At 68.5% G+C, this 24,060-nt stretch carries 25 protein-coding genes and 2 pseudogenes; 13 read left to right on the top strand and 14 right to left on the bottom strand.

Annotated elements, in window-relative coordinates; all coding sequences use genetic code 11:
- Positions 1-3 precede the first annotated feature (3 nt).
- The 5 genes and pseudogenes from KK131_RS08465 to glnA (KK131_RS17655) form a co-directional block, all read left to right on the top strand.
- A complete protein-coding gene (locus tag KK131_RS08465) occupies positions 4-342 on the top strand; it encodes a P-II family nitrogen regulator (RefSeq protein ID WP_214556217.1) in 339 nt (112 codons plus the stop codon).
- A gap of 21 nt (positions 343-363) precedes the next feature.
- On the top strand, positions 364-1,695 hold the full coding sequence (locus tag KK131_RS08460; RefSeq protein WP_214556216.1) for an ammonium transporter: 1,332 nt from the start codon (positions 364-366) through the stop codon (positions 1,693-1,695).
- 189 nt (positions 1,696-1,884) lie between these two features.
- The gene (glnA, locus tag KK131_RS08455) at positions 1,885-3,294 is read left to right on the top strand and encodes a type I glutamate--ammonia ligase (protein WP_214556215.1); all 1,410 of its coding nucleotides are present in this window, start codon (positions 1,885-1,887) and stop codon (positions 3,292-3,294) included.
- 203 nt (positions 3,295-3,497) lie between these two features.
- Positions 3,498-4,340 (top strand): Bro-N domain-containing protein, encoded by an 843-nt coding sequence (locus tag KK131_RS08450; protein WP_214556214.1) that lies wholly within the window; start codon positions 3,498-3,500, stop codon positions 4,338-4,340.
- Positions 4,315-4,560: pseudogene (glnA, locus tag KK131_RS17655) on the top strand (glutamine synthetase); the annotation flags it as partial. The gene KK131_RS08450 and the pseudogene glnA (KK131_RS17655), both read left to right, overlap by 26 nt.
- 70 nt (positions 4,561-4,630) lie before the next feature.
- Here glnA (KK131_RS17655) and KK131_RS08440 read toward each other — a convergent pair.
- The 6 genes from KK131_RS08440 to KK131_RS08415 form a co-directional block, all read right to left on the bottom strand.
- Positions 4,631-5,950: a carbohydrate porin gene (locus KK131_RS08440; protein WP_214556213.1), complete on the bottom strand. Its 1,320-nt coding sequence runs from the start codon at positions 5,948-5,950 to the stop codon at positions 4,631-4,633.
- A 5-nt stretch (positions 5,951-5,955) separates the two neighbouring features.
- Entirely contained in the window at positions 5,956-7,356 is a 1,401-nt protein-coding gene (locus KK131_RS08435; protein ID WP_214556212.1) for a cytochrome c, read from the bottom strand.
- Entirely contained in the window at positions 7,353-8,996 is a 1,644-nt protein-coding gene (locus tag KK131_RS08430; RefSeq protein WP_214556211.1) for a GMC family oxidoreductase, read from the bottom strand. Before KK131_RS08430 ends, KK131_RS08435 begins: the two co-directional genes overlap by 4 nt.
- Before the next feature lie 14 nt (positions 8,997-9,010).
- Positions 9,011-9,538, bottom strand: coding sequence for a sugar dehydrogenase complex small subunit (locus tag KK131_RS08425; protein WP_214556210.1), 528 nt, complete (start codon positions 9,536-9,538; stop codon positions 9,011-9,013).
- A 187-nt stretch (positions 9,539-9,725) separates the two neighbouring features.
- Positions 9,726-10,298 (bottom strand): NADPH-dependent FMN reductase, encoded by a 573-nt coding sequence (locus tag KK131_RS08420; protein WP_214556209.1) that lies wholly within the window; start codon positions 10,296-10,298, stop codon positions 9,726-9,728.
- Between the two features lie 50 nt (positions 10,299-10,348).
- Positions 10,349-10,960 (bottom strand): NAD(P)-dependent oxidoreductase, encoded by a 612-nt coding sequence (locus KK131_RS08415; protein ID WP_214556208.1) that lies wholly within the window; start codon positions 10,958-10,960, stop codon positions 10,349-10,351.
- Positions 10,961-11,101: 141 nt separating this feature from the next.
- Between KK131_RS08415 and ygiD the strand changes: the two are divergent.
- Positions 11,102-11,569: pseudogene (gene ygiD, locus KK131_RS17650) on the top strand (4,5-DOPA dioxygenase extradiol); the annotation flags it as partial.
- 103 nt (positions 11,570-11,672) lie between these two features.
- Positions 11,673-11,882 carry a hypothetical protein gene (locus KK131_RS17645; protein ID WP_250887126.1) on the top strand — a complete coding sequence of 70 codons (210 nt, stop codon included), beginning with the start codon at positions 11,673-11,675 and terminating at the stop codon, positions 11,880-11,882.
- Positions 11,883-11,940: 58 nt separating this feature from the next.
- On the opposite strand, the gene KK131_RS08405 is transcribed toward KK131_RS17645, so the two are convergent.
- The 8 genes from KK131_RS08405 to KK131_RS17640 form a co-directional block, all read right to left on the bottom strand.
- On the bottom strand, positions 11,941-12,324 hold the full coding sequence (locus KK131_RS08405; protein ID WP_214556207.1) for a TraR/DksA family transcriptional regulator: 384 nt from the start codon (positions 12,322-12,324) through the stop codon (positions 11,941-11,943).
- A gap of 103 nt (positions 12,325-12,427) precedes the next feature.
- The gene (locus tag KK131_RS08400; protein WP_214556206.1) at positions 12,428-13,738 is read right to left on the bottom strand and encodes a S8 family serine peptidase; all 1,311 of its coding nucleotides are present in this window, start codon (positions 13,736-13,738) and stop codon (positions 12,428-12,430) included.
- Positions 13,735-14,370, bottom strand: coding sequence for a zf-HC2 domain-containing protein (locus KK131_RS08395; RefSeq protein ID WP_214556205.1), 636 nt, complete (start codon positions 14,368-14,370; stop codon positions 13,735-13,737). The genes KK131_RS08400 and KK131_RS08395 overlap by 4 nt, the downstream gene beginning before the upstream one ends.
- Positions 14,367-14,951, bottom strand: coding sequence for a sigma-70 family RNA polymerase sigma factor (locus KK131_RS08390; protein WP_214556204.1), 585 nt, complete (start codon positions 14,949-14,951; stop codon positions 14,367-14,369). Before KK131_RS08390 ends, KK131_RS08395 begins: the two co-directional genes overlap by 4 nt.
- Positions 14,952-15,035: 84 nt before the next feature.
- Positions 15,036-15,854 (bottom strand): hypothetical protein, encoded by an 819-nt coding sequence (locus tag KK131_RS08385; protein WP_250887018.1) that lies wholly within the window; start codon positions 15,852-15,854, stop codon positions 15,036-15,038.
- 201 nt (positions 15,855-16,055) lie between these two features.
- A complete protein-coding gene (locus KK131_RS08380; RefSeq protein ID WP_214556203.1) occupies positions 16,056-16,466 on the bottom strand; it encodes a c-type cytochrome in 411 nt (136 codons plus the stop codon).
- A 5-nt stretch (positions 16,467-16,471) separates the two neighbouring features.
- Positions 16,472-17,809, bottom strand: coding sequence for a cytochrome C (locus tag KK131_RS08375; protein WP_214556202.1), 1,338 nt, complete (start codon positions 17,807-17,809; stop codon positions 16,472-16,474).
- Between the two features lie 52 nt (positions 17,810-17,861).
- Complete coding sequence (locus tag KK131_RS17640; protein WP_345777199.1) at positions 17,862-18,368, bottom strand: cytochrome b/b6 domain-containing protein; 507 nt, start codon at positions 18,366-18,368, stop codon at positions 17,862-17,864.
- A gap of 334 nt (positions 18,369-18,702) precedes the next feature.
- On the opposite strand from KK131_RS17640, the gene KK131_RS08365 reads away from it, so the two are divergent.
- From KK131_RS08365 to KK131_RS08340, 6 genes are read left to right on the top strand one after another with little or no spacing between them, the layout of a single operon-like run.
- A complete protein-coding gene (locus KK131_RS08365) occupies positions 18,703-19,140 on the top strand; it encodes an FdtA/QdtA family cupin domain-containing protein (RefSeq protein WP_214556200.1) in 438 nt (145 codons plus the stop codon).
- Positions 19,125-19,790, top strand: a complete 666-nt coding sequence (locus KK131_RS08360; protein ID WP_214556199.1) for an acetyltransferase — start codon at positions 19,125-19,127, stop codon at positions 19,788-19,790. The genes KK131_RS08365 and KK131_RS08360 overlap by 16 nt, the downstream gene beginning before the upstream one ends.
- A gap of 7 nt (positions 19,791-19,797) precedes the next feature.
- Positions 19,798-20,751: a hypothetical protein gene (locus tag KK131_RS08355; protein ID WP_214556198.1), complete on the top strand. Its 954-nt coding sequence runs from the start codon at positions 19,798-19,800 to the stop codon at positions 20,749-20,751.
- Positions 20,738-21,670 (top strand): GNAT family N-acetyltransferase, encoded by a 933-nt coding sequence (locus tag KK131_RS08350; RefSeq protein WP_214556197.1) that lies wholly within the window; start codon positions 20,738-20,740, stop codon positions 21,668-21,670. The genes KK131_RS08355 and KK131_RS08350 overlap by 14 nt, the downstream gene beginning before the upstream one ends.
- 29 nt (positions 21,671-21,699) lie before the next feature.
- Complete coding sequence (locus KK131_RS08345) at positions 21,700-22,812, top strand: DegT/DnrJ/EryC1/StrS family aminotransferase (RefSeq protein WP_214556196.1); 1,113 nt, start codon at positions 21,700-21,702, stop codon at positions 22,810-22,812.
- Complete coding sequence (locus tag KK131_RS08340; RefSeq protein ID WP_214556195.1) at positions 22,809-24,059, top strand: O-antigen translocase; 1,251 nt, start codon at positions 22,809-22,811, stop codon at positions 24,057-24,059. The genes KK131_RS08345 and KK131_RS08340 overlap by 4 nt, the downstream gene beginning before the upstream one ends.
- Position 24,060 lies beyond the last annotated feature (1 nt).

Genomic DNA, 24,060 nt, shown 5'->3' with positions numbered 1-24,060 from the left:
CCCATGAAAATGATCACCAGCATCATCCGTCCGTACAAGCTCGACGAGGTCCGCGATGCGCTCGCGCGTGCCGGCGTGTCGGGCATCACGGTGACGGAGGTCCGCGGCTTCGGCCGCCAGAAGGGCCACACCGAGCTGTACCGCGGCGCCGAGTACGTGGTCGATTTCCTGCCCAAGCTCAAAGTCGAGGTAGTGGTGCCAGACGACCTGCTCGATGCCGTGCTGGAGGAGATCCAGCAGGCCGCCCGCACCGGCAACGTCGGCGACGGCAAGGTCTTCGTCACCGGCGTGGACCAGGTGATCCGCATCCGCACCGGCGAGCTCGACGCCGACGCCCTCTGACCGAATCACGCGAGGTATGCCATGAAAAATCTGAAGCTGTTCCGCGGCATCCGCACGTGGTTGCCGCTGCTGTTGCTGGGCCTGGCCGCGCCGCTGCTGCATGCCGAGGCCGCCGTGCCGGCGGTCGACAAGGGCGATGTGGCGTGGATGCTCACCTCGACCCTGCTGGTGCTGCTGATGACGGTGCCGGGGCTGGCGCTGTTCTACGGCGGCCTGGTGCGCTCGAAGAACGTGCTGTCGGTGCTGATGCAGGTGATGACGGTGTTCTCGCTGCTGCTGCTGTTGTGGGTGGCGTATGGCTACAGCCTCGCGTTCAGCGGCGGCGGCGCGGTCATCGGCAACCTCCACAAGATGTTCCTGCACGGAGTCGGCAAGGACAGCCTGGCGGCGACGTTCACGGCCGGCGTGTCGCTGCCGGAGTACGTGTTCGTGGCGTTCCAGTCCACCTTCGCCGGCATCACCGGGGCGCTGATCGTGGGTTCGTTCGCCGAACGGATGCGCTTCCGCGCGGTGCTGCTGTTCGCGGCGCTGTGGTTCACCTTCGCCTACCTGCCGATCGCGCACATGGTGTGGTCCGGGCCGGACGGCTATTTGTTCGCGAAGGGTGCGCTGGACTTCGCCGGCGGCACCGTGGTGCACATCAACGCCGGTGTCGCCGGCCTGGTCGGCGCCTGGTTGGTCGGGCCGCGGCTGGGCTTCGGGCGCGAGCCGATGAAGCCGCACAACGTCACCTTCACCATGGTCGGCGCGGCGCTGCTGTGGGTGGGCTGGTTCGGCTTCAACGCCGGTTCCAACCTGGAAGCGAATTCGGGCGCGGCGCTGGCCTTCATCAACACCTTGCTGGCCACCGCCGCGGCGGTGCTGGCGTGGCTGGCGGTGGAGGCGATCATGCGCGGGCATGCGTCGATGCTGGGCGGCGCTTCCGGCGCGGTCGCCGGCCTGGTCGGAATCACCCCGGCCTGCGGCACGGTGGGGCCGCTGGGCGCGATCGTGATCGGCGCGCTGGCCAGCGTGTGCTGCGTGTGGGGCGTGACCGGGCTGAAAAAACTGCTGCGCGCGGACGACGCGCTCGACGTGTTCGGCGTGCACGGCATCGGCGGCATCGTGGGCGCGCTGCTGACCGGCGTGTTCACCGCGCCGGCGCTGGGCGGCACCGGCGCGGCGGGTTTCTCGATCGGCCGCCAGCTCGGCGTGCAGGCGCTGGGCGTGGGCATCACCGTGCTGTGGAGCGGCGCGGTCTCGGTGCTGGCCTATCTTGTGGTCAAGGCGGTGTTCGGCCTGCGCGTGCCGTACGAGGCCGAACGCGAAGGGCTGGACATTACCTCGCACGGCGAAAGCGCCTACGATGTCTGAGCAGGGCATCGCCTGGCGCGACCGGACGATCCATGATGGTGCAATGCGGCTGTCGTATTGCACCATCATGCTTCTTTTCGGCTCGTTCGATACGCCGAAAACGTCCGTCAACCGTTGCCGCGCCACGGTTGCTCGCGCTGGCACGAGGCTTGCTCCGACCAGCTCACCATTCATCGCCGAGGTTGTTCCATGTCCGCCAACAAAGTGCTCGACCTGATCCAGGAACACGAGGTCGAGTTCGTCGACTTCCGTTTCGCCGACATGCTCGGCGTGCATCACCACGTCACCTTCCCGGCCCACGCGATCGACGAGTCGACGTTCGAGGACGGCAAGATGTTCGACGGCTCCTCGATCACCGGCTGGAAGGGCATCAACGAGTCGGACATGATCCTGCTGCCCGACCCGGACACCGCCCATCTCGACCCGTTCAGCTCGCATGTGCAGCTGATCCTGCATTGCGACGTGCTGGAGCCGAGCACCATGCAGGCCTATGGCCGCGACCCGCGCTCGATCGCCAAGCGCGGCGAGGCGTACCTGAAATCCACCGGCATCGCCGACACCGCGTTCTTCGGCCCGGAGCCGGAGTTCTTTATTTTTGACTCGGTGCGCTGGCAGAACGACCCGGGCCGCGTGTTCTACGAGATCGGCTCCGAGGAAGCGGCGTGGTCGTCGCGCTACAAGTACGACGGCAGCAACAGCGGCCATCGTCCGGGCGTGAAGGGCGGCTACTTCCCGGTCAGCCCGGTCGACTCGCTGGGCGACCTGCGCGCGGACATGTGCAAGGTGCTGGAGTCGCTGGGCCAGACCGTCGAAGTGCACCACCACGAGGTGGCGAACGCCGGCCAGTGCGAGATCGGCGTGAAGTTCAACACGCTGGTGAAGAAGGCCGACGAGCTGCTGACGATGAAGTACGTCATCAAGAACGTGGCGCACCAGAACGGCAAGACCGCCACCTTCATGCCCAAGCCGCTGGTCGGCGACAACGGCAGCGGCATGCACGTGCACCAGTCGCTGGCGAAGAACGGCGAAAACCTGTTCGCCGGCGACCTGTACGGCGGCCTCAGCCAGACCGCGCTGTGGTACATCGGCGGCATCTTCAAGCACGCCCGCGCGATCAACGCGTTCGCCAACTCCACCACCAACAGCTACAAGCGCCTGGTGCCGGGCTTCGAGGCGCCGGTGATGCTGGCGTACTCCGCGCGCAATCGTTCCGCGAGCTGCCGCATTCCGTACGTGGCCAGCCCGAAGGGCCGCCGCATCGAGGTGCGCTTCCCCGACCCGATGAACTCCGGCTACCTGGTGTTCACCGCGCTGATGATGGCCGGCCTCGACGGCATCCTGAACAAGATCGACCCGGGCGCGCCGGCCGACAAGGACCTGTACGACCTGCCGCCGGAAGAAGAGAAGAACATCCCGCAGGTGTGCTCCAGCCTCGACGCCGCGCTGGAAGCGCTGGACAAGGACCGTGAGTTCCTGAAAGCCGGCGGCGTGTTCACCGACGACTTCATCGACGCCTACATCGAGGTGAAGATGAAGGAAGTGACGAAGTACCGCGCCAGCACCCATCCGCTGGAGTTCCAGATGTATTACTCGCTGTAAAAGTTGGGATTCGGGAATCGGGATTCGGAAAGGCGGCAGGTTGCATTTTCCTGATCCCGGGAGAGATCACGGGCGCTGCGGCGCCCGTTGTCTTTCGGGGTGGTCGCTGACGCGCAGGACTGGCGTGCCCCCGCATTCGCTGCGACACATGCCGGGTACGATGCCGACATGTTTGTCGTCCGCCTGTGCCAGGAGAGTCGGTGATGCAGCAGCTGCCCGCCCAGTTTGAGGATCGTGCCATCCGCCGCGTCTACGACGAGGAGCGCGAGACGTGGTGGTTCTCGGTGATCGACATCATCCAGGTGCTGACCGGGCAGGCGGATTACCAGACCGCACGCAAGTACTGGAACAAGCTGAAGGAGCGTCTTGGCAAGGAGGGCAGTGAGTCGGTGACAAAATGTCACCGACTGAAACTGCGCGCGGCCGACGGGAAGAACTATCTCACCGACGTGGCCACCGCCGAGACCCTGCTGCGCCTGGTGCAGTCCGTGCCCAGCCCCAAGGCCGAGCCGATCAAGTTGTGGCTGGCCAAAGTCGGTTACGAACGCATGCAGGAGCTGGCCGATCCGGCGCGTGCGCTGGACCGCGCCCGCGAGACCTGGCAGAAGCACGGCCGCAGCGAAAAGTGGATCGCCCAGCGCATGATGGGGCAGGAGACCCGCGCCAAACTGACCGACTATTGGGCCAGTCACGAGGTCAAGCCAGGCCACGAATTCGCCATCCTCACCAACCTGATCCACGAGGAGTGGTCCGGCTTGGGCGTGAAGGAGCACAAGCAGCTCAAGGGGCTGAAGGCGCAGAATCTGCGCGACCACGCGGGCCAGCGGCGTCGACGCCAACAAGGTGGCGGCCAGGACCGGTGGCTCGATTGCGCGCAAGGCACGGCAGGATCTGGAGGCGAAGACCGGTCGGCGGGTCGTGTCGGGAGAAAATTATCTGCCGCCGTCAACGGGTGGGCGCCGGAAGGGCATCAACAAGTGACCGGCCATTCGGTGCCGAGGGGTTGTGGCGCTCGATCGACAGATCGATCCCGGCGCGCCGGCTGACAGGGACCTGTACGGCCTGTCGCCGGAAGAGGAGAACAACATCCTGCGACTGTGCTCCAGCCTCGGCGCCACGCTGAAAGCGCTGGACAAGCACCGTGACTTCCTGAAGGCCGGCGGCGTGTTTACCGGCGACTTCATCGACGCTCGCATCGAGGTGGGGATGAAAGAAGTCACCAAGTACCGCGCCAGCACGCATCGGCTGGAGTTCCAGATGTACTACTCACTCCGAACGGGTGTAAACGCAACGGGCGCCTTGGCGCCCGTTGTCGTTGGCGGATACCCGATTGTGGTCAGAACGTCACCTGCGTGTACAAGCCGATCACGAAGGCATCGGGGATGTCGCCGGTGCCGCCGGGGTGGATCACGTATTGCAGGTTGGGGCGCAGGGTCAGCCAGGGGGTGAGCCTCGCGCCGTAGTCGATTTCGGCGACGCTTTCGTAGCGCTGGATGCCGACGCTGCCGGGGGCCACGCGGTTGCGGTCGCGCTGGTAGCGGGTGAGGCGCGGGTTGGTGCGGCCGCTGGCGAGCATGAACGAGACCACGTCGCTGTCGCGGCCGGCGAAGGTGCCCTGGTAGTGGCCGCCGATGACCCAGAAGTAGCGGAAGCGTGCGGTGGCCTCGTCGCCGACGCCGGCCATCGCGCCGAGGGTGAGCCCGCGGTTGGTGTCGGGCCCTTCGCGGTAGACCATCTTGTCGGCGATGAAGTAGCCGCCCGAGCGGCCGTCGTGGTGTTCGAACGCCGCGCCGGTGAGGCCGGCGGGCTGGCCGTTGACGTCGCTGTACACATCCGGCGTGCCGGAGGTGTTGTAGTACGCGCCGAGCTTGAGATCGCCCGGCAGCTGTCCGCTGCCGCGGCCGGTGGCCCAGCCCACTTCGACCGGCACGAACACGCCGCGGTGCTTGAGGCTGAGGTTCCAGCCCTGGTCGCGGTTGCCCCCGTTGGGGTTGTCCAGGTAGGCGCCGACGGTGGCGTAGAAGTCCGGCGTTACGTGCCACTTCACGTGGCCGCCCCATTGCGCGGTGGGGAAGTTGTGCGCGCCGCTGTTGGTGGTCATCGCGTTGGCATGGCCGCAGATGATGCCGTTCTGGAAATTGCAGAACGCCGGCAGCCGCGCGAAGTCGTCGCCCACCGGCGACCAGCCCAGCTGCAGGAAGATCCGGCGGTCGAGAAAATCCTGTTGCCAGTTCAGCTCGGCCAGGCGGAAGTTCTGCCCCGCGCCGTACAGTTCCTGCACCGAGAACTGGTTGCCCAGCGCGTCGTTGCTGAGGCTGCGGCCGCGGCGGTCGGTGACGGTGAACTGGATCTTCGCGTCCGGCACGCCCCACAGCTTGTCGAGGTCGAAATCCGCGCCGGCGTCGAGTTGCTGGGTGTAGCGCGCGGTCTGTTCGTGTCCACCGGACAGGTTGCCCGCGCTTTCGGTGGTCCAGTGCGCGCGCAGGGCGATGCCGTCGTCCTGCAGTTGCGTGCGCGTGCCGCCCCAGTCGCCGGTCAGCGTGGACCGGGCAAGCCAGCCGCCATCGCTGGACTGTTGGGCCATGAGCGGCGGCATGCACAGCCACAACACGCCGCAGAGCGCCAAGCCGTGGATCGTGCAGGAAGGATTGCGCATGAGGGTCAGGCCTGGCCGGAAGAAGTCCGGCGCCGCCTGCGCCGGCGCCACAGAACGAGGATGGCGAGGATCAGCGCCACCACCACGACCATCGCCAGCCGCGCCAGCGCGACCAGGTGCGACGGCGCGCCGCCGGCGCGCAGGTTGGCGACCTGGGTCGCCGTGATCCGTGCGGCGGGGTTGCCGTAATGCAGCGTCAGGTAATTGCCCAGAGTGGCGATCCGCTGGTCGCTCAGGTCGCCCGCGAAGCCCGGCATGCGCACGCCGGAGTCGCCGGTCTGCCAGCGGATGCCCTCGAGGATCACCAGCACCAGATTGTTCGTGTCGGTGCGGCCGGTGGCGGTGTTGTGGAACAGCGGCGGCAGGCCGCCGTCGAAGCTGCCTTCGCCGCTGGCCTGGTGGCAGCTGGCGCAGTGCGCGTCGTACAACTGCGCGCCGCTCCATTGCTCCGCGTCGTCGGGCAGGGCGGTGCCGCGCTGGTCAGCCATCCCGTCGAATGCGGCGCCCCAGCGGTCGACGGCGCGGGTATCGGCCGGGCCGTGTTGCGCGGGCACCGTCTTCAGATAGGTGGCGATCGCCTGCAGGTCGGCGGGTTCGAGGTGCTGCAGGCTGTGCTCGACCGCCTCGGCCATCGGCCCGGCGGCCTGCGCCTTGCCGCGGGCGTGGCCGAGCTGCAGATAGTCGACCAGGTCCTGTTCGCTCCAGCCGCCGATGCCGCTGTTCGCGTCGGAGGTGATGTTCGGCGCCACCCAGGTGCCGACCATGCCGCCGGCCAGCTCACGCGACGACCGTTCGGCCATCAGCAGGTTGCGCGGCGTGTGGCAGGTGCTGCAGTGGGCCAGTCCGCGCACCAGGTAGGCGCCGCGGTTCCATGCCGCGCCTTTGGCCGGATCGGGCGCGAACGGTTTGCTGTCGAGGAACAGCAGGTTCCACCCCGCCATCGAAAAGCGGAGATTGAACGGGAACGGCAGCCGGGTCGGCGCCGGCTTGCTGTCCACCGGCGCCACGCCGTGCATGAAGTACGCGTACAACGCATGCACGTCGTCGTCGGTGACCTGCGCATACGACGTGTACGGCATCGCCGGATACAGGCGGGCGCCATCGGCGCGGATGCCTTTGCGCACGGCATCGCTGAATTGCTGCTCGGTGTAGTGGCCGATGCCGGCCGTGGTCGACGGCGTGATGTTGGTCGCGATGATGTTGCCGATCGGCGTGGGCACCGTCAGACCGCCGGCGTACGGCTTGCCGCCGGGCGCGGTGTGGCAGGCCACGCAGTCGCCTGCTGTGGCCAGGTATTGGCCGCGTTGCAAGAGTGCGGCGTCGGGGGTGTCGGCGGCGCCGGCCGGCGCGGTGACGAGCAGGCCGAGCAGGGCGAGCAGCGGGAGGCAACGGGTCGGCGTGTTCATGCCAGGCTCGCCTCGCGGCTGCTGCGCGCGGTGGCCGCGTGTGCGTTCTTCGCCGGCAGGATGTGCTCGGCGGTGCGCAGCGCCAGCGCCACGCCGGTGAGCGTGGAGTTCATCGTCGCCGCGGTGGGCATCACGCCGGTGCTGCAGATGAACAGGTTCTCGTGGTCGTGCGTGCGGCCGAACGCGTCGACCACCGAGCTCGCCGGGTCGTTGCCCATGCTCATGGTGCCGGTGATGTGCTGGTTGTTGGCGAACTGGCCCTCCGCGCTGTAGCGCAGGCCGGTGCCGCCCATCAGTTCGGCGATGCGCGCGAAGTCGGCCTTGGACACTTCCGCGGCGCGGCGCGTGTAGTCGTCGATCGCGTAGTGCGCCTCCGGTTTCGGGATGCCCATGGCGTCCTTCTCCGCGCTGAGCGTGATGCGGTTGTTCGGGTCGGGCAGCACCTCCAGCACGTTCTTCACGTTGACCTGGCGCGCGGCACGCCAGCGCAGCTGCTTCTCGAACTCCGCGCCGTACACGCCTTCCTTGATCAGGTCGTTGGTGACGTTGAGCACCTGCGAGATGTTGGTGAAGTCCAGCCGGTACGGTGCGTGCCGCGCGCGGAACGGGCCGTCGCGCAGGGTGTTGATCGAGCTGGGGCTCTGCGGGCCGCGGCCCAGCCACAGCTCCTCGTCGGCGTAGAAGGTGAGCGAGGTGCTGGGGTGGTCCATCAGGTGGCGGCCGACCATGCCGGAGCTGTTGGCCAGCCCGTTCGGATACTTGTCGCTGGCCGACAGCAGCAACAGCTTCGGGCTCTCGATGCCGTTCGCGGCAAGGATGAACTGCTTGCCGGTGACGCGGTGCTCGCTCTTGTCCGGCGCGTAGTAGCGCACCGCCGCGATGCGCCCCTTGGCGTCATGCTCGATGCGGAAGACCACCGCATTGGGCACCACCTTCGCGCCGGCGGCCTCGGCCGCCTCCACCGCGTTGATGCCCAGGTACTGCGCGTTGACCGGGCAGATCGGCTGGCAGCTGTTGTTGCCCACGCAGGCGGGCCGGCCGTCGTAGCCGCGGCTGTTGCGCGCCACGGTGTTGGCGACCACCGGATACGCCGGGGCCAGTCGTTCGCGGAAGCGGCGCATCGACCACGGCTCGGCCACAGGCTCCATCGGGAACGGATGCTGCCGCGGCGAGCCGGTATTGTCGGCGCCGGCCACGCCGAGAATCTCCTCCGCCTCCTGGTACCACGGATCGAGTTCGTCGTAGCTGAGCGGCCAGTCCACGCCGACGCCGTACAGGCTCTTGATGCGCACGTCGTTCGGCACCAGCCGCCACGCCTGCGCGGCCCAGTGCCAGGTGGTGCCGCCCACCGCGCGGATGTACTCGGCCGGGTAGGGATACGGCCCGGCCTGCTTCAGGTAGCCGTTGTCCTTCGGCGTATAGATTGGATGCGGCGCCCACGGCGAGGGCGGATACGGCGCCATCCAGTTGCCCTTGATCGGCGAGTTGCGGAACGCGGCGACGACGCGGGCGCGTTCCAGCCGCGGCCCCGCCTCCAGGATCAGCACCGAGGTGCCTCGCCGCGCCAGCCGCCGTGCCGCCAGCGCGCCGATGATGCCCGAGCCGATCACCACGATGTCAGCCGATAGCTGTCCGGACATCGGATTGCACTCCTTCAGAGGGGTTTGCTGGTCCAGCTGCCGTAGGCGCCGTAGGCGTAGGTGGGCGGCTTCAGCACGTCGGCCACGATCACCGCGTTGAGCGCGGTCTCGTAGGCGACGCAGCGCGCGTTCTCGCCGCTGCCGACCACGCCGAGCGCCCAGGCGCCGACGATCTGCCGCGGTAGCGGCGCCAGCGGCGAATGCTCGCCGTCCAGCACGCCCTGCAATTGCAGCGGGTCGATGTGACGTTCGTTGATCAGGGCCAGCAGGGCCTGCACGTCCGCCGCAAAATTCGGATGGGCGGCGACGAGGACGTCGTAGAGACGCGCCGCCTGCGCGGCATCCAGCGCCTGCCGGCCGACCAGGATCGCGGAGAGCGCGGTGAACGCGCCGAGGTCGGCGCGCGGCGCGGGTTGCGCCAGTGCCCAGGGAATCAACGAGGCGGTGTACGCGGTGAGCAGGCCCGCCAGCAGGCGCCGCCGCGCAGGGTCGGCGAGGTCGTCGCGATCGGGTGCGACGTCTCCGAGTTCATGCATCGCCATGGCTGTCGTCCCCCTGCAGGCTTGCAATACCGACGCTGGCCGGAGCCACCGACGGTGCAACGCTACTCCACCGATTCCGCAAGAGCGCGTGAATGCCCGGCCCGGTGCCGGCGGTTGATGAAGGCGCGACGTCGCAGGAATCCGCGGAAAGCCGCGACGACAAATCTTTGTCGTCGCTTGCGCCGGCTCAACCCCCGCGCGGATGCACGGTCAGCACGCGCTCGACGAACAGGTGCAGTTCCTTCATGTAGTTGCCGAGGAACTCGGCGGTGGAGTCGTTGGTAACCGTGCCGTCTTCGGTGATCAGGCCCGGGCTGAACTGGATATACGCCTCCATCGTGTTCATCAGCGGTGAGTTGCAGAAGCACATGACCCCCCGCAGCTGTTGCTGGGCGACCGCGGTGCCGATCGAGCCGGGCGAGGTGCCGATGATTCCGGATGGTTTGCGCGCGAACGAGTTCTTGCCCCACGGCCGGCTGGCCCAGTCGATCGCGTTCTTCAGTGCGCCGGGGATCGAACGGTTGTACTCCGGCGTGACGAAAAGCACGCCGTCGACCTCGGCGATGGCTTGCTTGAACGCGCGTGCCACCGGCGGGAAGTCGGCGTCGTAGTCGTAGCTGTACAGCGGCAGGTCCTTGATCGGGATTTCCACCAGTTCCAGTCCCGGCGGTGCGAGGCGGGTGAGTGCCTTGGCCAGCAGGCGGTTGATCGAACCCTTGGCGAGGCTGCCGACGAGGTAGCCGACTTGGTAGGTCTTCATGCGCGTGTCGTCCTGGTGGGTGAAGTGGAGTGGCTGATCGGGTGGCGCGGTCAGTAGCCGACGGTGAAGCGCCGCCGCGAGTGCTTTGGCGTCTCCAGTTCGTCGACGAGGGCGATCGCGAAGTCTTCCATCGATATCCAGCTGCGGCCGCTCGCGTCGGTGAGCAACTGGTCGCCGCCGAGGCGGAATGTCCCGGTGCGTTCGTCCGGGACGAATTCGACCGAAGGCGACAGGAAGGTCCAGTCGAGCTGCTGTTCCTTGCGCAAGGCATCGAGGAAGCGTCGCCCGGCCTCCGCCTCCGGCTTGTACGCCGCCGGGAAGCCCGGCGTGTCGACCAGCGCCTGGCCCGGCGCCACCTCCAGGCTGCCGGCGCCGCCGACCACCAGCAGCCGATGCACGGCGGCCTGCTTCAGCGCAGCGATCAGCGCTGCCGCATCGGACGTGGCGAATTTCGTGGCGCTGATCACCGCCTCGTGACCGGCCAGCAACGGCGCCAGCTGCGCCGGCCGGGTGGCATCGCCGTTCTTCAGCCGCAACTGCGGCCGTGCGGCCACGCTGCCGGTGTCGCGGGCAATGCCGGTGACTTCGTGCCCGCGCCGGAGCAGCTCCGCCAGCAGATGCGAACCCACCAGTCCGCTGACGCCGATCAATGCGATCTTCATGCCTGTCTCCCGGGCTTGCACCATGGCATGGACGTCCATCCGCCATCGCCGGCACTCACGCCAAGCTAACGCGTCGAATGTCATCACTGCGTGGATGCGGGCGCTCACGAGGACCCGCACGGCGAGGCTGCAGGTCATGCCATGAATGCACGTATGCCGACGATCTTCTTCGGGCACGGCAACCCGATGAACGCGCTGCACGACAACGACTGGAGCCGGGGCTGGGCGGCGCTCGGCCAGCGCCTGCCGCGGCCGCGCGCGGTGCTGTCGGTATCGGCGCACTGGTACCTGCCGGTCACCGCGGTCACCGCGATGGCGGCGCCGCGCACGATCCACGATTTCGGCGGCTTCCCGCGCGAGTTGTTCGAGGTGCAATATCCTGCGCCCGGCGATCCAGGCCTGGTACGCCGCGTGCGCGAACTGCTGCAGCCGCTGGACGTGCGCGCGGATCTTTCGTGGGGGCTGGACCACGGCACCTGGTCGGTGCTGCGCCACGTGTTTCCCGCTGCCGACGTGCCGGTGATGCAGCTGTCCATCGACGAGTCGCAGCCGCCGGCGTTCCACTACGGGTTGGGCCGGCTGCTGCGGCCGTTGCGCGACGAGGGCATCCTGCTGATCGGCAGCGGCGACGTGGTGCACAACCTGCACAGCTTACGCCTGGGGCCGGCATCCGGCGGAACCGTTCGACTGGGCGCTGCGCTTCGAGGCGCGGGTGCGCGAGCTGATGCTGCGGGGCGACCACGAGTCGCTGGTGGACTACGAGTCGCTGGGCGCGGACGCGGAGCTGTCGGTGCCCACACCCGACCATTACCTGCCGCTGCTGTACGTGCTCGGCGCCAGCGGCGAAGGCGACGCGGTGATGTTTCCGGTGGAGGGCATGGACGGCGGCTCGATATCGATGCTGTCGGTGCAGTTCGGCTGAACGCGTGCGGGCGCGTTCAGGCCGGCTCATGGCTGGCCCGTTTCAGGCGTTGTCGGGGTCAGCCGCGGGCTTCGCGGTCGCGCTCTTCCTGCACGGTGAGGATTGCTTCGGGCACGGTCTCGAGCCGGGCCTTCGGAATCGGCTCGCCGCTCAGGTCGGACAGGCCGTAACTGCCCTCGGCGATCTTCTGCAAGGCGCGCTCGATGTTCGCCACGCGGCGATCGTCCACATCGTGCAGGGCCTGGTCGACTTCCCGCTGCGCCAGGTCTTGCGCGTCGTCCTCCTCTTCCCCGGCCTCGTCGCCATGCTGCAGCTGGAACGCCCGCTTGCTGGCCAGGTCGTTTTCCTCGCCGCCCAGCAGCTGGTTGCGCAGCGCGACCAGGCGCTGGCGTTGCCGTTCGATGAATTCCCGGCTCAGGCCGGCATGCTGTTCCGACGACATGGGATGCTCCTGCCCGCGGCACCTGTTCGCGCGCGTCTGCGCACATTGGAATCAGCCGGGTGAATGCGCTGTAAAAAATCGTCGGGCGAACGGCCGCCCCGGATCAGCGGGTGGCTTTCGGCGTGTCGCGCAGCTCGGTCAGGGCCGAGGCGGCGTTCACCTGCAGGACGCCGCCGGAGACCTTGCTGCTGCGTAGCAGGAGGTCATGGATCGCGCGTGCATCCAGCCCCGGCGCGAGGGACAGCAGCAAGGCGGCCATCCCGCTCACGTGCGGGGCCGCCATCGACGACCCGGAAGTGAAGTCGTAGCCACCCCCGGGCTGGGTGGTCAGGATGTCGTCGCCGGGGGCGCTGAGGACACCGGGCGGGGCCGCCGACATGCCGCTGACGCGGACCAGGATGACTCCCGGCGTGTTGTCGGGGAATCCGTCGACGTTTCCTTCCGGGGGAATGGCGGCGACCACGATGCGGCCCTGTTCCAGGATCTGCGCCAGCAGCAGGTTGAGCAGCGGATCGGCGGGGCCGCCCAGGCTCAGGTTGATGATGCGGGCGTCGGTGTCGATGATCGTCGCCAGCGCCTTGGCCAGCGTGAAGGAATTGCAGCGCGCGCCGGCGTTCGGCGCGGGCGGGTACCAGCAGGCCTTGTAGACGCTGAGCGTGGCCTTGGGCGCCACCCCCACGATGCCCTGGTGGTTGTCGCCATCCGCGGCGATGACGCCGGCGACTTCCGTGCCGTGGCTGTCGCGGTCGAACGCCGCCGCGTCGTCGTCGACCATGTTGTGCGCATCGTGGATGCGCCCCTGAAGGTCGGGATGCGTCATGTCGACGCCGGTGTCGACGATCGCGATGCGGACCCCGCTGCCCTGGCTGAAGTCGTGTGCCAGCGCGGCATCGGTTTCGACGAAACCGCGTTGCAGGCTGACGTAGGGGTCGTTGTAGCGGTGTGCCGCGTCGGCGGACCGTTTGCCGTAAACGGCATAGTCGTGCAGCGGCTGCGCGAGCCGCACACGGCGGTCCCCGGCGAGCGCCTTGAGCAAGGCGTCGCGGCTGATGCCGGGCGGCGGCTGCAGCACGATGCAGTACAGGTCCAGGGTCTTGATCGGCCAGCCGGCGAGTTCGTTGAACGCGTAACTCTTCTTCAGCGCGGCCAGGATGGATGCCGCGTGCTGGCCGGCGCCGTAATACCTGGACGGGGCATAGCCGAGCAGGCTGGAGCCGGCGTGTATCGGCGGCGGCTCCAGCGGGTTGGCGACGGCCAGGATGATGTCGCGCCGGCTGTCCATCGCGGACGCGCTGGCGACCGACATGCGGCCGAGGCCGGCGTGGTTGTCCGGGGTGGTCACGGAAGGCGTGGACGCGCACGCGCCCAGGGCGGCCGCGGCGACGACGAGAAGGAGGAGGCGGCCGTACTTCATGGCGTGACGGCGACAGGCTCCGCCAGCAGGATGCCGCGTGTGGTGCGCAGCTGCTGCAACGCATGTTGCGCCGTCGAGGCGGAGCTCACCGGGGCGACCGTGTAGGCACCGACATCGTTGGGGCCGCTCACTACCTGCAGCCGCAGGGCGTGCAGCAAGGCGTTCCAGTCGGCCAGCGTCATGCCCGCGTCAGGCACCACGCGGATCGCGCCCGGAGCCGCGGGCAAGGTCTCCTGGCTGAGCGTGCGATACGCCGTATTGCCGCCCACCGACCACAGCTTCACGCCCAGCACGCCGATGCCGAGCGCCTGGACCAGCACGGCGGCGACCAGCGCCCGGCTCAGCCAGCTCGCCGGGCGCGAGCGAGGGTGCACCTCCGGCGCATCGGCCGTATCGAGGCGGGCCAGCAGGCGTCCCAGGCCGACGTCGGCGTTGACCGGAACATCCGGCGGCAGCGACAGCGCAAGCCGCAGGCGGCTCTGCTGCGCGAACTCCGCGCGGCACGGTTCGCATTGCGCCAGGTGGCTTTCCAGCCACGCGCCCTGTTCCTGCGTGGCGCTGCCCTGCAGGACCCACGGCATCATTTCCCAGGCGTGGACGCAGTCCTTGCCGGAATCCATCGGGAACGTCATGGTGCGTTCTCCGTGCGTTGGGGCGAGTCTCCCGCCAGCGTCGGCAGCACGTTGCGCAGCTTCACCCGCGCGTGGAACAGGCGCGCCTTCACCGTGCCCACGGGACACTGCATGATCACGGCAACGTCGTCCAGGGTGTGGCCCACGCCGTAGACCAGCTCGATCACGACCCGCTGATCCACCGACAGGCGCTCCAGCCCCTTGCCCAGCCAGTCGCGCAACTCGCGGTCTTCGTCCAGGTCGTGGGCGGGGCTGCGTTCTTCGTGCCGGGGGTCGTCTTCGACGGGTTCGTCGCCGTGCTGCCGCAGCGCCTTCAGCCCGCAGCGGTAGGCGATGCCCATGAGCCAGGTGGAGACGCGCGAATCCCCGTGGAAAGTGCCTGCCTTCTGCCAGGCGATCCAGAAGCAGTCGTTGATGACTTCCTCGATGACGTCGGCGCGCCGCGTCAATCGGGTCAGGAAGCGGCATAGCCTGCCGTGATAGCTGCGGTACAGCACTCCCAGCGCGACGCGGTCACCCGCGGCCATGCGCTGGAGCAGCATGCGGTCGGTGGCGTCGGAGTCGGTAGCGTCGTCGTTCATGGCCTTGGAGAAGGTATGCCGGACTCGGTGGGTTCGCGATGTTGGGTGTGGGTACCGGATCGGCGCGAAAAGGTTGCCTCCGGATCAGAAGGACCACGAAACGGTGGCCACCCAGGGCGAGGCGCCCATGACATCCCATTGCCAGCGTGTTTCCGGGTCGGCCAGGATGCGGTCGAGCTCGATCCGCCAGGGGCCGCGGCTCCACAGCAGCCCCACGTGACCGTAGCTGTGGAAGTCCGCGCTGCGGCGATGGCTGTAGGAACCCGCATGGCCGTATTCGTGGGAACCTGCGTGACCGTAGCCGTAGGCGTCGTAGGGCGCAATCGGGGACTGCGCGATGCCCGCTCCGGCGGCAAGGGAAAAGTGGCGCGCCAGCGGCCAATGCACACTGATGTCCGCGGCGCCGCGCAGCCGGTGCCGGCTGTGGCTGCCGACGACGTGGACGGCCGACAGGCCGAGGGTCAGCACGTCGCGGTAGCTCCAGCTGAGCCCGGTTTCGACGCGGTCGAAGGCCCTGGAACGGGCCGTGCCGGCGTAGCGGTAGTAGAGCAGGTTCGCCTGCATCTGCCAGTCGCCGGCAAGCGACCAGTGGCGGGAGGCCTGCGCCAGGGCGGCCACGAGGCGGCCGGGCGAGCGCGCTTCGGCGCTGCCGGACAGGCCGAGCGACCAGCCGGCCGGGAAAGTCCAGGAGGCGGCCCCCTGCAGGATGGGCGTGTTGGAAGTCATCGCCTGCCCACGGTCCACCAGCTGCGAGCTGAGTGCCGCGGTGCCGTTGAAGGCGGTCGACTGGGCATGCAGTGGCGACGCCAGGCATGCGCCAACGAGCAGTGCCGCGAAGCCGGCCCGGAGGGCGGCATGGCCGGGGCGAGCGGAGCGGGCAGGACCGCGATGCGAACGCATCATGGGCGGGTCAGCCGCATGCCGTCCACGCCCGCGGAAGCGCACCGGCGCCCATGGCGCGAGGCGATCCAGTAATGCTTGCCAGAGTGTCGTCAAGCCCATCGGTTCGTGATGAAACGGCCAGTGTTGACGCCGGCGGCGTTCGCACCATCCCGGACAGAATGGTGCGGGGAGTTTCCAACGATCTGCGCTGGCCGAAGCATGTCATGGATGGAGGGTGCGGAGGTATGCAACAAGATCGTCCAGATCCCGGGGGGCGGCAAGGCCGTCGTATTTCATCCTGGTGCCGGGATTGGCCTTTCGTGCCGGTTGCGACAGGTAGCCGTGCAGCTTTTCCGGCGTCCAGGTCCAGCGGGCTGCCCGCAGAGCATCCGAGTAGTCGTAGCCCGGCAAGGTTCCCGCCGCGCGCCCCACCACCGCGAACAGGCTGGGGCCCTTCTTGTTGCGTCCTTCCCGGACGCTGTGGCATTCGGCGCATTCCGCCTTGAACACGTCCGACCCGGCGGCGACGTCGCCGGCATGGGCGAGCGGCGGGGCCAGCGCCCCGCCCAGGCAGAGTCCGGCGACGGCGGCGCCGCGCAAAAGCAATCTGGTCACGTTCCGGCTCCCGTGCATGTTTTCTAGAAGGCCGCGCTCAGGGAAAGCGAGAACGCATCCAGGTCCCGCGCGTCGGTCGCCGGGACGGCCGACCCCGGCGCGGCGCCGAAGACGTTCGTGCGGCTGCCGTTGAACCGGGCGAAGCGGAACCAGGTGGCGGCGATCTTCAGGTTCGCCACCGAGGTGTACGAGTCGTCCTTGCCGAACGGCGCCCAGAACACGCCGACGAGGTTGCTGGTGGTGTCGGGCACGCCGTACGGCGTGTAGCGAACCGCATCGCGGCTGCCGCTGTTCACCAGGTGGGAGAGGGTGATCCCGTAGCTCTGCCGGAAGGTGTAGGTCAGGCTCGTGGTCTGGTCGCGCACGACCCCTCGGGGGCGCGCGGCGAGCGCCGGGCCGGCGGGCGTGCTGCCGTAGCGGCGCTTTTCGAGGATGTTGGTGTAGCTCAGCTGCACGATGTGTTCGCGGTTGCCGAGGAACTGGTAGGTCAGGTCGTAGCCGAGGTCGGTGATGTCGTCGCGCGGCCCGCTGCGGGGGAGCTGGCGCCGGGTGCTCAGCGCGACCACGCCGGCCGAGAAGAACTGGCGCCTGAGATCCTTCATGTAGGCGAAGCGGAAATAACCGGTATCGCTGAGCTTGCCCGGGTCGCCCGAAGCGGCGTAGCCCAGGTGATCCTGCTGGGACGTCGGCAAGGAGGCGTAGGAGCCGACTTCGCCGTACCAGGTCGAGTCGTACAGGCCGTAGACGCTGGCGCCGATGACACGGTGGGCCAGCGCGGACAGGTTGAGCAAGCTGCCGGAAACCGACGGCGGCCCGATGCCCGCGGCGCCCGGCAAGGCGGCGATCGGATCCTGGAAGCCGGGGTTGTTGTTGACGCTCACGCCGAGCGTCGCCTCCTTGTCGCCAAGCTTGAGGTCCCTGGCGACGAAGCGCAGGTCGACGTTGTTCAGCCGGGTGCGGAAGGTGTTGTTGCCGGTGTTGCTGTTCTCGACCTTGACGTAACCGCCGACCTGGTCGGTGAGGCGTCCGGCCAGGTAGAGGTCGGCCTCGGTCAGCCGCATCGTGCTCTCGCCGCGGGCGGGCACGGAGCGCGTGGCGATGAGCTGCGCGGCCAGCGGAATCTTGCCGCCGCTGCCGTCGGTGTCGGTGTAGCCGTTGAGCTTGAAGCGCATGCCGTAGGGCGTCAGCGCGGGGCCGTAGGCGCCGGCGTGGCAGTCCGCGCAGGCGGCGCCGGTCTGGCGGGCATAGCTCGGCACCGCCTGCGCGGTGCTGCTGGCGAACAGCAGGAGCGCCGCCAGGCCGTACCACAGGTGCGTGTTCCCGGGCCGGCGTCGCGTGCGTCGGTTCAGAAAAGACAACATGGAGTCTCCTTGTTGGACAGGGTGCCGCGGCAAGCGAAACGTCGTATGCCCATCAGCGGCGGGGTTTCGGCAACATCATGCGCAGCACGCCGTCGCGCAGCACGAAGTGGTGCCACAGCGCTGCGGCCGCGTGCAGCAGAACCAGCCCGAGCAGCAACCAGGCGGCATCCTGATGCCATGCCAGGAGTGTGTCGGCGAGATCCTCATCGGCCCCCACCAGTGCCGGCAGCGCCACGCCGAGCAAGTGGGCCGGCTTGCCCAGCGCATCGTTGAGGGCCCAGCCCAAGAGGGGCAGGGCGAGCAGCAGGACGTACAAGGCGGCGTGGACCAGCGCCGCGGCGATGCGGGCGAACCGTGGCGGAGCGCCTTCTGGCGGCAGCTTGCCCGAGCGGATGCGCAAGGCCGCGCGGGCGACGAAAAGAAGAAGCACGAGCACCCCGAAATGGCGATGTCCGTCGAGCAGCCACTGGCGCATGGCGCGTCCGGCGACTTCGTCGCGGAGCAGGATCAGCGCCACCCCGGCAACCACACAAAACAGGGTGAGCCAGTGCAGAACCACCAACCCCCCAGGGCGCGTGGATGCCCCCTCACCGTTTCCCCGCGGCGGGGTTCCGTTCTTCAACCGCATGCCCGAATGCCCTTGCTTGTTGCCGTCATCAAGCCGATTCCCCTGCGCACTCCATCGCCAGCCTTGCCCTCGGCGAGACTCGGGCGCGAACGGGGGAGTGATCCGAAAAACATGAGTGCCGGTCGGGCCGTGAAAGGTTGCGTCCGCGCCAGGCGTAACCCGCCGCGGCTTCCTCGATGCGCCGCGGGTGCCGACGCAACCTTTCGCCCGCCAGGCGGCACCCAGATGAGTCGGTCGTCCCCGAAACCATCGCCGGGTCCGGAACATGGAAATCGAACGCATCCAGTTGCAGAAGCACGGCGACAGCCGCGGCATGCTGATCGCCTTGGAGCAGGATCGGAACGTGCCCTTCGTGATCCGGCGCGTGTACTACCTGTTCGCCACCCACGACGGCGTGCACCGGGGCCGGCACGCGCACCGCCATCTCAACCAGCTGGCGGTGGCGGTACGCGGCTCCGTCACCTTTCTGCTGGACGACGGCAGCGGGCCGGTGGAGGTCGTGCTCGACGACCCCTCGTACGGCCTGCAGCTCGGCAGCATGGTGTGGCGCGAGCTGTACGACTTCAGCGAGGACTGCGTGCTGATGGTGCTGGCCGACCACCTGTACGACCCGGACGACTACATCACCGATTACGACGCCTTCCTGAGCGAGGTCCGCGGCGTCGTCTACCAGGAGGGCGTGGCGGCGTGCCAAAGCCTCTAGTCCTCATCGGCGCGGGCGAGTTCGCGCAGATCGCCTGCGAGTATTTCGAGCACGACAGCGGGCGCGACGTGGTCGCCTTCAGCGTCGAACGCGAGTATCTCGCGCAAGCCATGCTGGCCGGCCGCCCGGTGGTGGCATACGAGACGCTGGAAACGGACTACCCGCCGGCGGACGTCGACGTGTTCGTCGCCATACCGGCCAGCCTGCTCAACCGCCTGCGCACGCGCCTGTACCAGGATGCGAAGCGCCGCGGCTACCGCTTCGCCACCTACGTCAGCTCGCGCGCTTTCGTCTGGCGCAATGCCGAGCTGGGCGAGAACAGCTTCATCTTCGAGGGCAACGTGGTCCAGCCGTTCGTGCGCATCGGCAACAACTGCATCCTGTGGAGCGGCAATCACGTGGGGCACCGCACGGTCGTGCACGACAACGTGTTCGTCGCCTCGCATGCGGTCATTTCCGGTTACTGCGAAATCGGCGACAGCAGCTTCGTCGGCGTGAACAGCACCTTCAACGACCACGTGAAGGTCGCGTCCGACAACGTGATCGGCGCCGGCGCGCTGGTTACCCGCGATACCGAGCCGGGCCGGGTCTACGTCGGCTCGCCGGCCCGGGCGGTAGCCGGCCGGTCGAGCTTCGACGTGAGGCTTTGAACAGCGCATGTTCGAATGGACCAAGAAGGGCCTGGTGTTCGAAACCGCGCGGCAGGGCGTGGGCGGCTGGATGCGGCACTCGGCGCTCACGCCGACGCCGTACCGGATCGACGACGAGCTCATCCGCGTCTATGCGGGGTTTCGCGATGCCGACGGCGTCAGCCGGATCGGCTACGTCGACGTGCGTGCGGACGATCCCGCGGCGGTCGTGCGGGTCAGCGCCGAACCGGTGCTGGACGTCGGCCGCGCCGGCTGCTTCGACGACAACGGCATGATCCTGGGCGACCTCGTCGACGCGCCGGGCGGCCTGCACATGTTCTATGTCGGCTTCCAGCGCGTGGCCAGGGCCAAGTTCCTGGCCTTCACCGGCCTGGCCGTTTCCCGCGACGGCGGGAACAGCTTCCAGCGCACGCAGGAAACCCCCATCCTGGATCGCGCACCCGGCCGCAGCACCATCGGCGCGGTGCATTCGGCCATGTACGAAAACGGCCGCTGGCGCCTGTGGTATGCGGTGGGCGACGACTGGGAGAGCATCGGCGGCCAGCCGTTTCCGCGCTACCACATCCGGCATGCGCAGACGCCCGACCTCGCCGCGATCCCGCGCGCGGACCATGTCTGCCTGCGCCCGCAAGGCAGCGAATACCGCATCGGCCGGCCGCGCGTCTACCGCCTCGGCGGCCGCTACGTCATGCTCTTCACGCGCGGCAATGTCACCGGCGAATACTTTCCCGGCGTCGCCGTGAGCGACGACGGCATCGCGTGGGAACGCCGCGACGAGATGCTGGGCATCGCCCTGTCCGCCAGCGGCTGGGATTCGCGCACGCTCTGCTATCCCGCCCTGATCCGCCGGCGCGACACGCTGCTGATGTTCTACAACGGCAACGACATGGGCGTGGACGGCTTCGGCGTGGCCGAAGCGCACGACAGCCACGGCGACGGTGATGCCGATGTGCAGCGTTAGGCCCTACGCCCCCGCCGACGTGAACGCCTGGGATGCGCTGGTCGGGCGTTCCCGCAACGGCAACCTGCTGCACCGGCGCGGCTACATGGATTACCACGCCGACCGTTTCGTCGACCAGTCGCTGATCGTCGAGCGGCACGGCGAGCCCGTGGCGGTGTTCCCCGCGAACATCCGGGACAACGTGGTGACCAGCCACGGCGGCCTCACCTATGCCGGCCTGGTCACCACGCATGCCTTGCGCGCCGAGTCGACGCTGGCCGTGTTCGAGCAGATCGCCAGCCACTACCGCGCGCTCGGCGTGGAACGGGTGATCTACAAGGCGGTGCCGCACATTTTCCATGCCTATCCGGCCGAGGAGGATCTGTACGCCCTGCACCGGCTGGGCGCGCGGCTGCAGCGGCGCGACCTCTCCTCGGCCATCGCGCTGCGCGAAACGTTCCACTTCACGCAGGGACGCCAGCGCGCCGTCAACAAGGCCAGGAAGGCCGGCATCGGCTTGCGGACCAACGCCGATCCGACGGATTTCCACGCGCTGCTGGTGGAGGTGCTGCACAAGCACGACACCCGGCCGACCCACAGCCTGGCGGAGTTGCGCCTGCTGCAGGCGCGCTTCCCGCAGCAGATCGTGCTGCACGAGGCGCGCCGCGACGGCGTCCTGCTGGCGGGCGTGCTCGTCTACGATTTCGGCAAGGCCGTGCACACCCAGTACATGGCCGTCTCGGAGGAAGGGCGGCGGCTGAGCGCGCTGAGCTTCCTGCTGGCGGAGCTGGTCGGCGGCGTCTACGCGGAGCGGACGTATTTCAGCTTCGGCATCTCGACCGAACAGGAGGGGCGGGTGCTCAACGGCGGCCTGGTCACGCAGAAGGAATACTTCGGCGCCCGCGCCGTGGTGCACGATTTCTACGAGTGGCCGCTGTGATGGCTGGCGCGCTGACGGAAAACGAACCGATGGACGTCCCGTTCCTCGACGTCAGGGCGATCAATGCGCGCCATGCCGACGAACTGAAGGCGGCCGCCGCGCGGGTGATCGACTCGGGCTGGTACATCATGGGCGAGGAACTGGCGGCCTTCGAGCGCGAGTTCGCGGCTTATTGCGGCGTGTCCCACGCCGTGGGCGCGGGCAACGGGCTGGATGCGCTGTCGCTGATCCTGCGCGGCTACAAGCAGCTCGGCGCGCTCGGCGAGGGCGACGAGGTCATCGTGCCCGGCAATACCTTCATCGCCAGTTTCCTCGCGATCAGCGAAAACCGGCTGGTGCCGGTGCCGGTGGAGCCCGATCCGCTGAGCTTCAACCTCGACCCGGCCTGCGTGGAAGCGGCGATCGGGCCGCGCACGCGCGCGATCATGGCGGTGCACCTGTACGGCCAGCTGGCCGACATGCCGGCGCTGGCGGCGCTGGCCCGGCGGCACCAGCTGCTGCTGATCGAGGACGCGGCGCAGGCGCACGGCGCGGCGAGCGACGGCCGCAAGGCCGGCGCGTTCGGCGATGCGGCGGCCTTCAGTTTCTTCCCCGCCAAGAACCTGGGCGCGCTGGGCGACGGCGGCGCGGTGGTGACCGCCGACGCGCGGCTGGCGCAACGGGTCGCGGCGCTGCGCAACTACGGTTCCGAGGCGAAGTACCGCCATCTTTTCCAGGGCGTCAATTCGCGGCTCGACGAACTGCAGGCGGCACTGCTGCGGGTGAAGCTGCGCCATCTCGACGAGGATGTCGCCTGGCGCCGCCGCGTGGCGCGGCGCTATCGCGACGGCATCCGCCACCCGCAGATCCGGCTGCCGCAGGTGGCGCACGAGGAGCAGCACGCCTGGCACCTGTTCGTGGTGCGCTGTCCCCATCGCGATGCGCTGCAGCGGCATCTGCTGGCGCACGGCATCCACAGCCAGGTGCACTACCCGGTGCCGCCGCACCGGCAGCCGGCCTACCCGGCCCTGCACGATGTCCGACTGCCGCTGACCGAGCGCCTGCACGATGAAGTGCTGAGCCTGCCGATGGGGCCGACCCTGGGCACGGATGCGGTGGAGCGGGTGATCGCCGCCTGCAACGCGTTCGCGTGTCCGCCATGAACATCGTGCGCGCCGGCTTCTATTCCGCCATCGCCACCGGCGCGCGGCTGCTGGCGGCGCTGGTCGTGATCAAGCTGGTGGCATGGTTCGCCGGGCCCGAGGGTGTGGGCAAGCTGGGCCAGTTCACCAGCCTGATGTCGCTGCTGGCCGTGCTCGCCGGCGGCGGCATCAGCGCCGGCATCGTGAAGTACGTCGCCGAATACCGCCACGATCCGCAGCGGCTGGCGCGCCTGCTGGCTGCCGCGCTGTGGTACGCGCTGTGCGCCTCCATCCTGATGGGTTGCCTGGCGCTGCTGTTCAGCCGGCAGCTGGCGCAATGGCTGCTGGACGACCCCGCCTATGCGGGCCTGATCCGCGTGCTCGCGGTGGCCCAGCTCGGCATCGCGCTGGTCAACTACATCCTGGCCGTGATCAACGGCTTCATGGACGTGCGCCGGCTGGCGCTGATCCAGGTGCTGGGCTCGCTGCTCAGCATCGTGATGGTGGTCTGGCTGGCGCGCTGGCTGCATCTGTACGGCGCCCTGCTGGCCCTGATCGTGAGCCAGCTGCTGTGGCTCGTCGTCGGCCTGCCGGCGTGGTGGCGCAGCCCGTACTTCCAGCGCAGCATGCTGCGGCTGCGCTTTGACCGCGAAATGACCTTGCGCCTGGCGGCCTTTTCGGTGATGACGCTCACCGCCGCCCTGGTCTCGCCGCTGGTGAACATCGCGGTGCGCGATCATCTCGCGCTGCAGCTCGGCTGGGAGCAGGTCGGCTACTGGCAGGCGGTGAGCAAGGTGTCGGATGCCTACCTGCTGTTCCTCACCGCGGCCATCAACATCTACTACCTGCCCAAGCTGGCGGCGATCCGGGAGCGCGCCGCGCTGGTGGCCGAGCTGCGCAACGCGTACCGCTACATCCTGCCCGTGGTGGTCGCGCTGGCGGCGGCGGTGTACGTGCTGCGGGAGTGGGTGACGCGCCTGCTGTTCAGCGCGGACTTCGCGCCCGCCAACGCGCTGTACGCGCCGCAGCTGGCGGGCGACGTGGTCAAGATCGCCTCCTTCATCCTTTCCTACGTGATGCTGGCCAAGGCGATGACGCGGCTGTTCGTGATCTCCGAGTGCGTGTTCGCGGCCAGCTACCTGGCGCTGGTCTACGTGTTCACCGCGCACTTCGGCCTGGTCGGCGCGATGTACGCCTTCGCCGCCAACTACCTCGGCTACCTCGCGTTCAACGTGCTGGTCGTGCGGCATTACCTGGGAGGGCTGTGAC

This window comes from Rhodanobacter sp. LX-99, from assembly GCF_018599185.1.
In the GTDB taxonomy this organism is placed as follows: Bacteria; Pseudomonadota; Gammaproteobacteria; order Xanthomonadales; family Rhodanobacteraceae; genus Rhodanobacter.
This window is presented reverse-complemented; position numbering and strand designations above follow the sequence as displayed.

What these genes read in the sequence shown, in the direction of transcription:
- KK131_RS08390 (WP_214556204.1), bottom strand. Translation starts at nt 14,951, where the DNA reads ATGAACGACGACGCTACCGACTCCGACGCCACCGACCGCATGCTGCTC.
- KK131_RS08420 (WP_214556209.1), bottom strand. Translation starts at nt 10,298, where the DNA reads ATGAAGACCTACCAAGTCGGCTACCTCGTCGGCAGCCTCGCCAAGGGT.
- glnA (WP_214556215.1), top strand. Translation starts at nt 1,885, where the DNA reads ATGTCCGCCAACAAAGTGCTCGACCTGATCCAGGAACACGAGGTCGAG.
- KK131_RS08345 (WP_214556196.1), top strand. Translation starts at nt 21,700, where the DNA reads ATGGACGTCCCGTTCCTCGACGTCAGGGCGATCAATGCGCGCCATGCC.
- KK131_RS08365 (WP_214556200.1), top strand. Translation starts at nt 18,703, where the DNA reads ATGGAAATCGAACGCATCCAGTTGCAGAAGCACGGCGACAGCCGCGGC.
- KK131_RS08415 (WP_214556208.1), bottom strand. Translation starts at nt 10,960, where the DNA reads ATGAAGATCGCATTGATCGGCGTCAGCGGACTGGTGGGTTCGCATCTG.
- KK131_RS08355 (WP_214556198.1), top strand. Translation starts at nt 19,798, where the DNA reads ATGTTCGAATGGACCAAGAAGGGCCTGGTGTTCGAAACCGCGCGGCAG.
- KK131_RS08435 (WP_214556212.1), bottom strand. Translation starts at nt 7,356, where the DNA reads ATGAACACGCCGACCCGTTGCCTCCCGCTGCTCGCCCTGCTCGGCCTG.
- KK131_RS08425 (WP_214556210.1), bottom strand. Translation starts at nt 9,538, where the DNA reads ATGGCGATGCATGAACTCGGAGACGTCGCACCCGATCGCGACGACCTC.
- KK131_RS08380 (WP_214556203.1), bottom strand. Translation starts at nt 16,466, where the DNA reads ATGCACGGGAGCCGGAACGTGACCAGATTGCTTTTGCGCGGCGCCGCC.
- KK131_RS08430 (WP_214556211.1), bottom strand. Translation starts at nt 8,996, where the DNA reads ATGTCCGGACAGCTATCGGCTGACATCGTGGTGATCGGCTCGGGCATC.
- KK131_RS08395 (WP_214556205.1), bottom strand. Translation starts at nt 14,370, where the DNA reads ATGACGTTCCCGATGGATTCCGGCAAGGACTGCGTCCACGCCTGGGAA.
- KK131_RS08405 (WP_214556207.1), bottom strand. Translation starts at nt 12,324, where the DNA reads ATGTCGTCGGAACAGCATGCCGGCCTGAGCCGGGAATTCATCGAACGG.
- KK131_RS08440 (WP_214556213.1), bottom strand. Translation starts at nt 5,950, where the DNA reads ATGCGCAATCCTTCCTGCACGATCCACGGCTTGGCGCTCTGCGGCGTG.
- KK131_RS08350 (WP_214556197.1), top strand. Translation starts at nt 20,738, where the DNA reads ATGTGCAGCGTTAGGCCCTACGCCCCCGCCGACGTGAACGCCTGGGAT.
- KK131_RS08465 (WP_214556217.1), top strand. Translation starts at nt 4, where the DNA reads ATGAAAATGATCACCAGCATCATCCGTCCGTACAAGCTCGACGAGGTC.
- KK131_RS08400 (WP_214556206.1), bottom strand. Translation starts at nt 13,738, where the DNA reads ATGAAGTACGGCCGCCTCCTCCTTCTCGTCGTCGCCGCGGCCGCCCTG.
- KK131_RS08460 (WP_214556216.1), top strand. Translation starts at nt 364, where the DNA reads ATGAAAAATCTGAAGCTGTTCCGCGGCATCCGCACGTGGTTGCCGCTG.
- KK131_RS08385 (WP_250887018.1), bottom strand. Translation starts at nt 15,854, where the DNA reads ATGATGCGTTCGCATCGCGGTCCTGCCCGCTCCGCTCGCCCCGGCCAT.
- KK131_RS08340 (WP_214556195.1), top strand. Translation starts at nt 22,809, where the DNA reads ATGAACATCGTGCGCGCCGGCTTCTATTCCGCCATCGCCACCGGCGCG.
- KK131_RS08450 (WP_214556214.1), top strand. Translation starts at nt 3,498, where the DNA reads ATGCAGCAGCTGCCCGCCCAGTTTGAGGATCGTGCCATCCGCCGCGTC.
- KK131_RS08375 (WP_214556202.1), bottom strand. Translation starts at nt 17,809, where the DNA reads ATGTTGTCTTTTCTGAACCGACGCACGCGACGCCGGCCCGGGAACACG.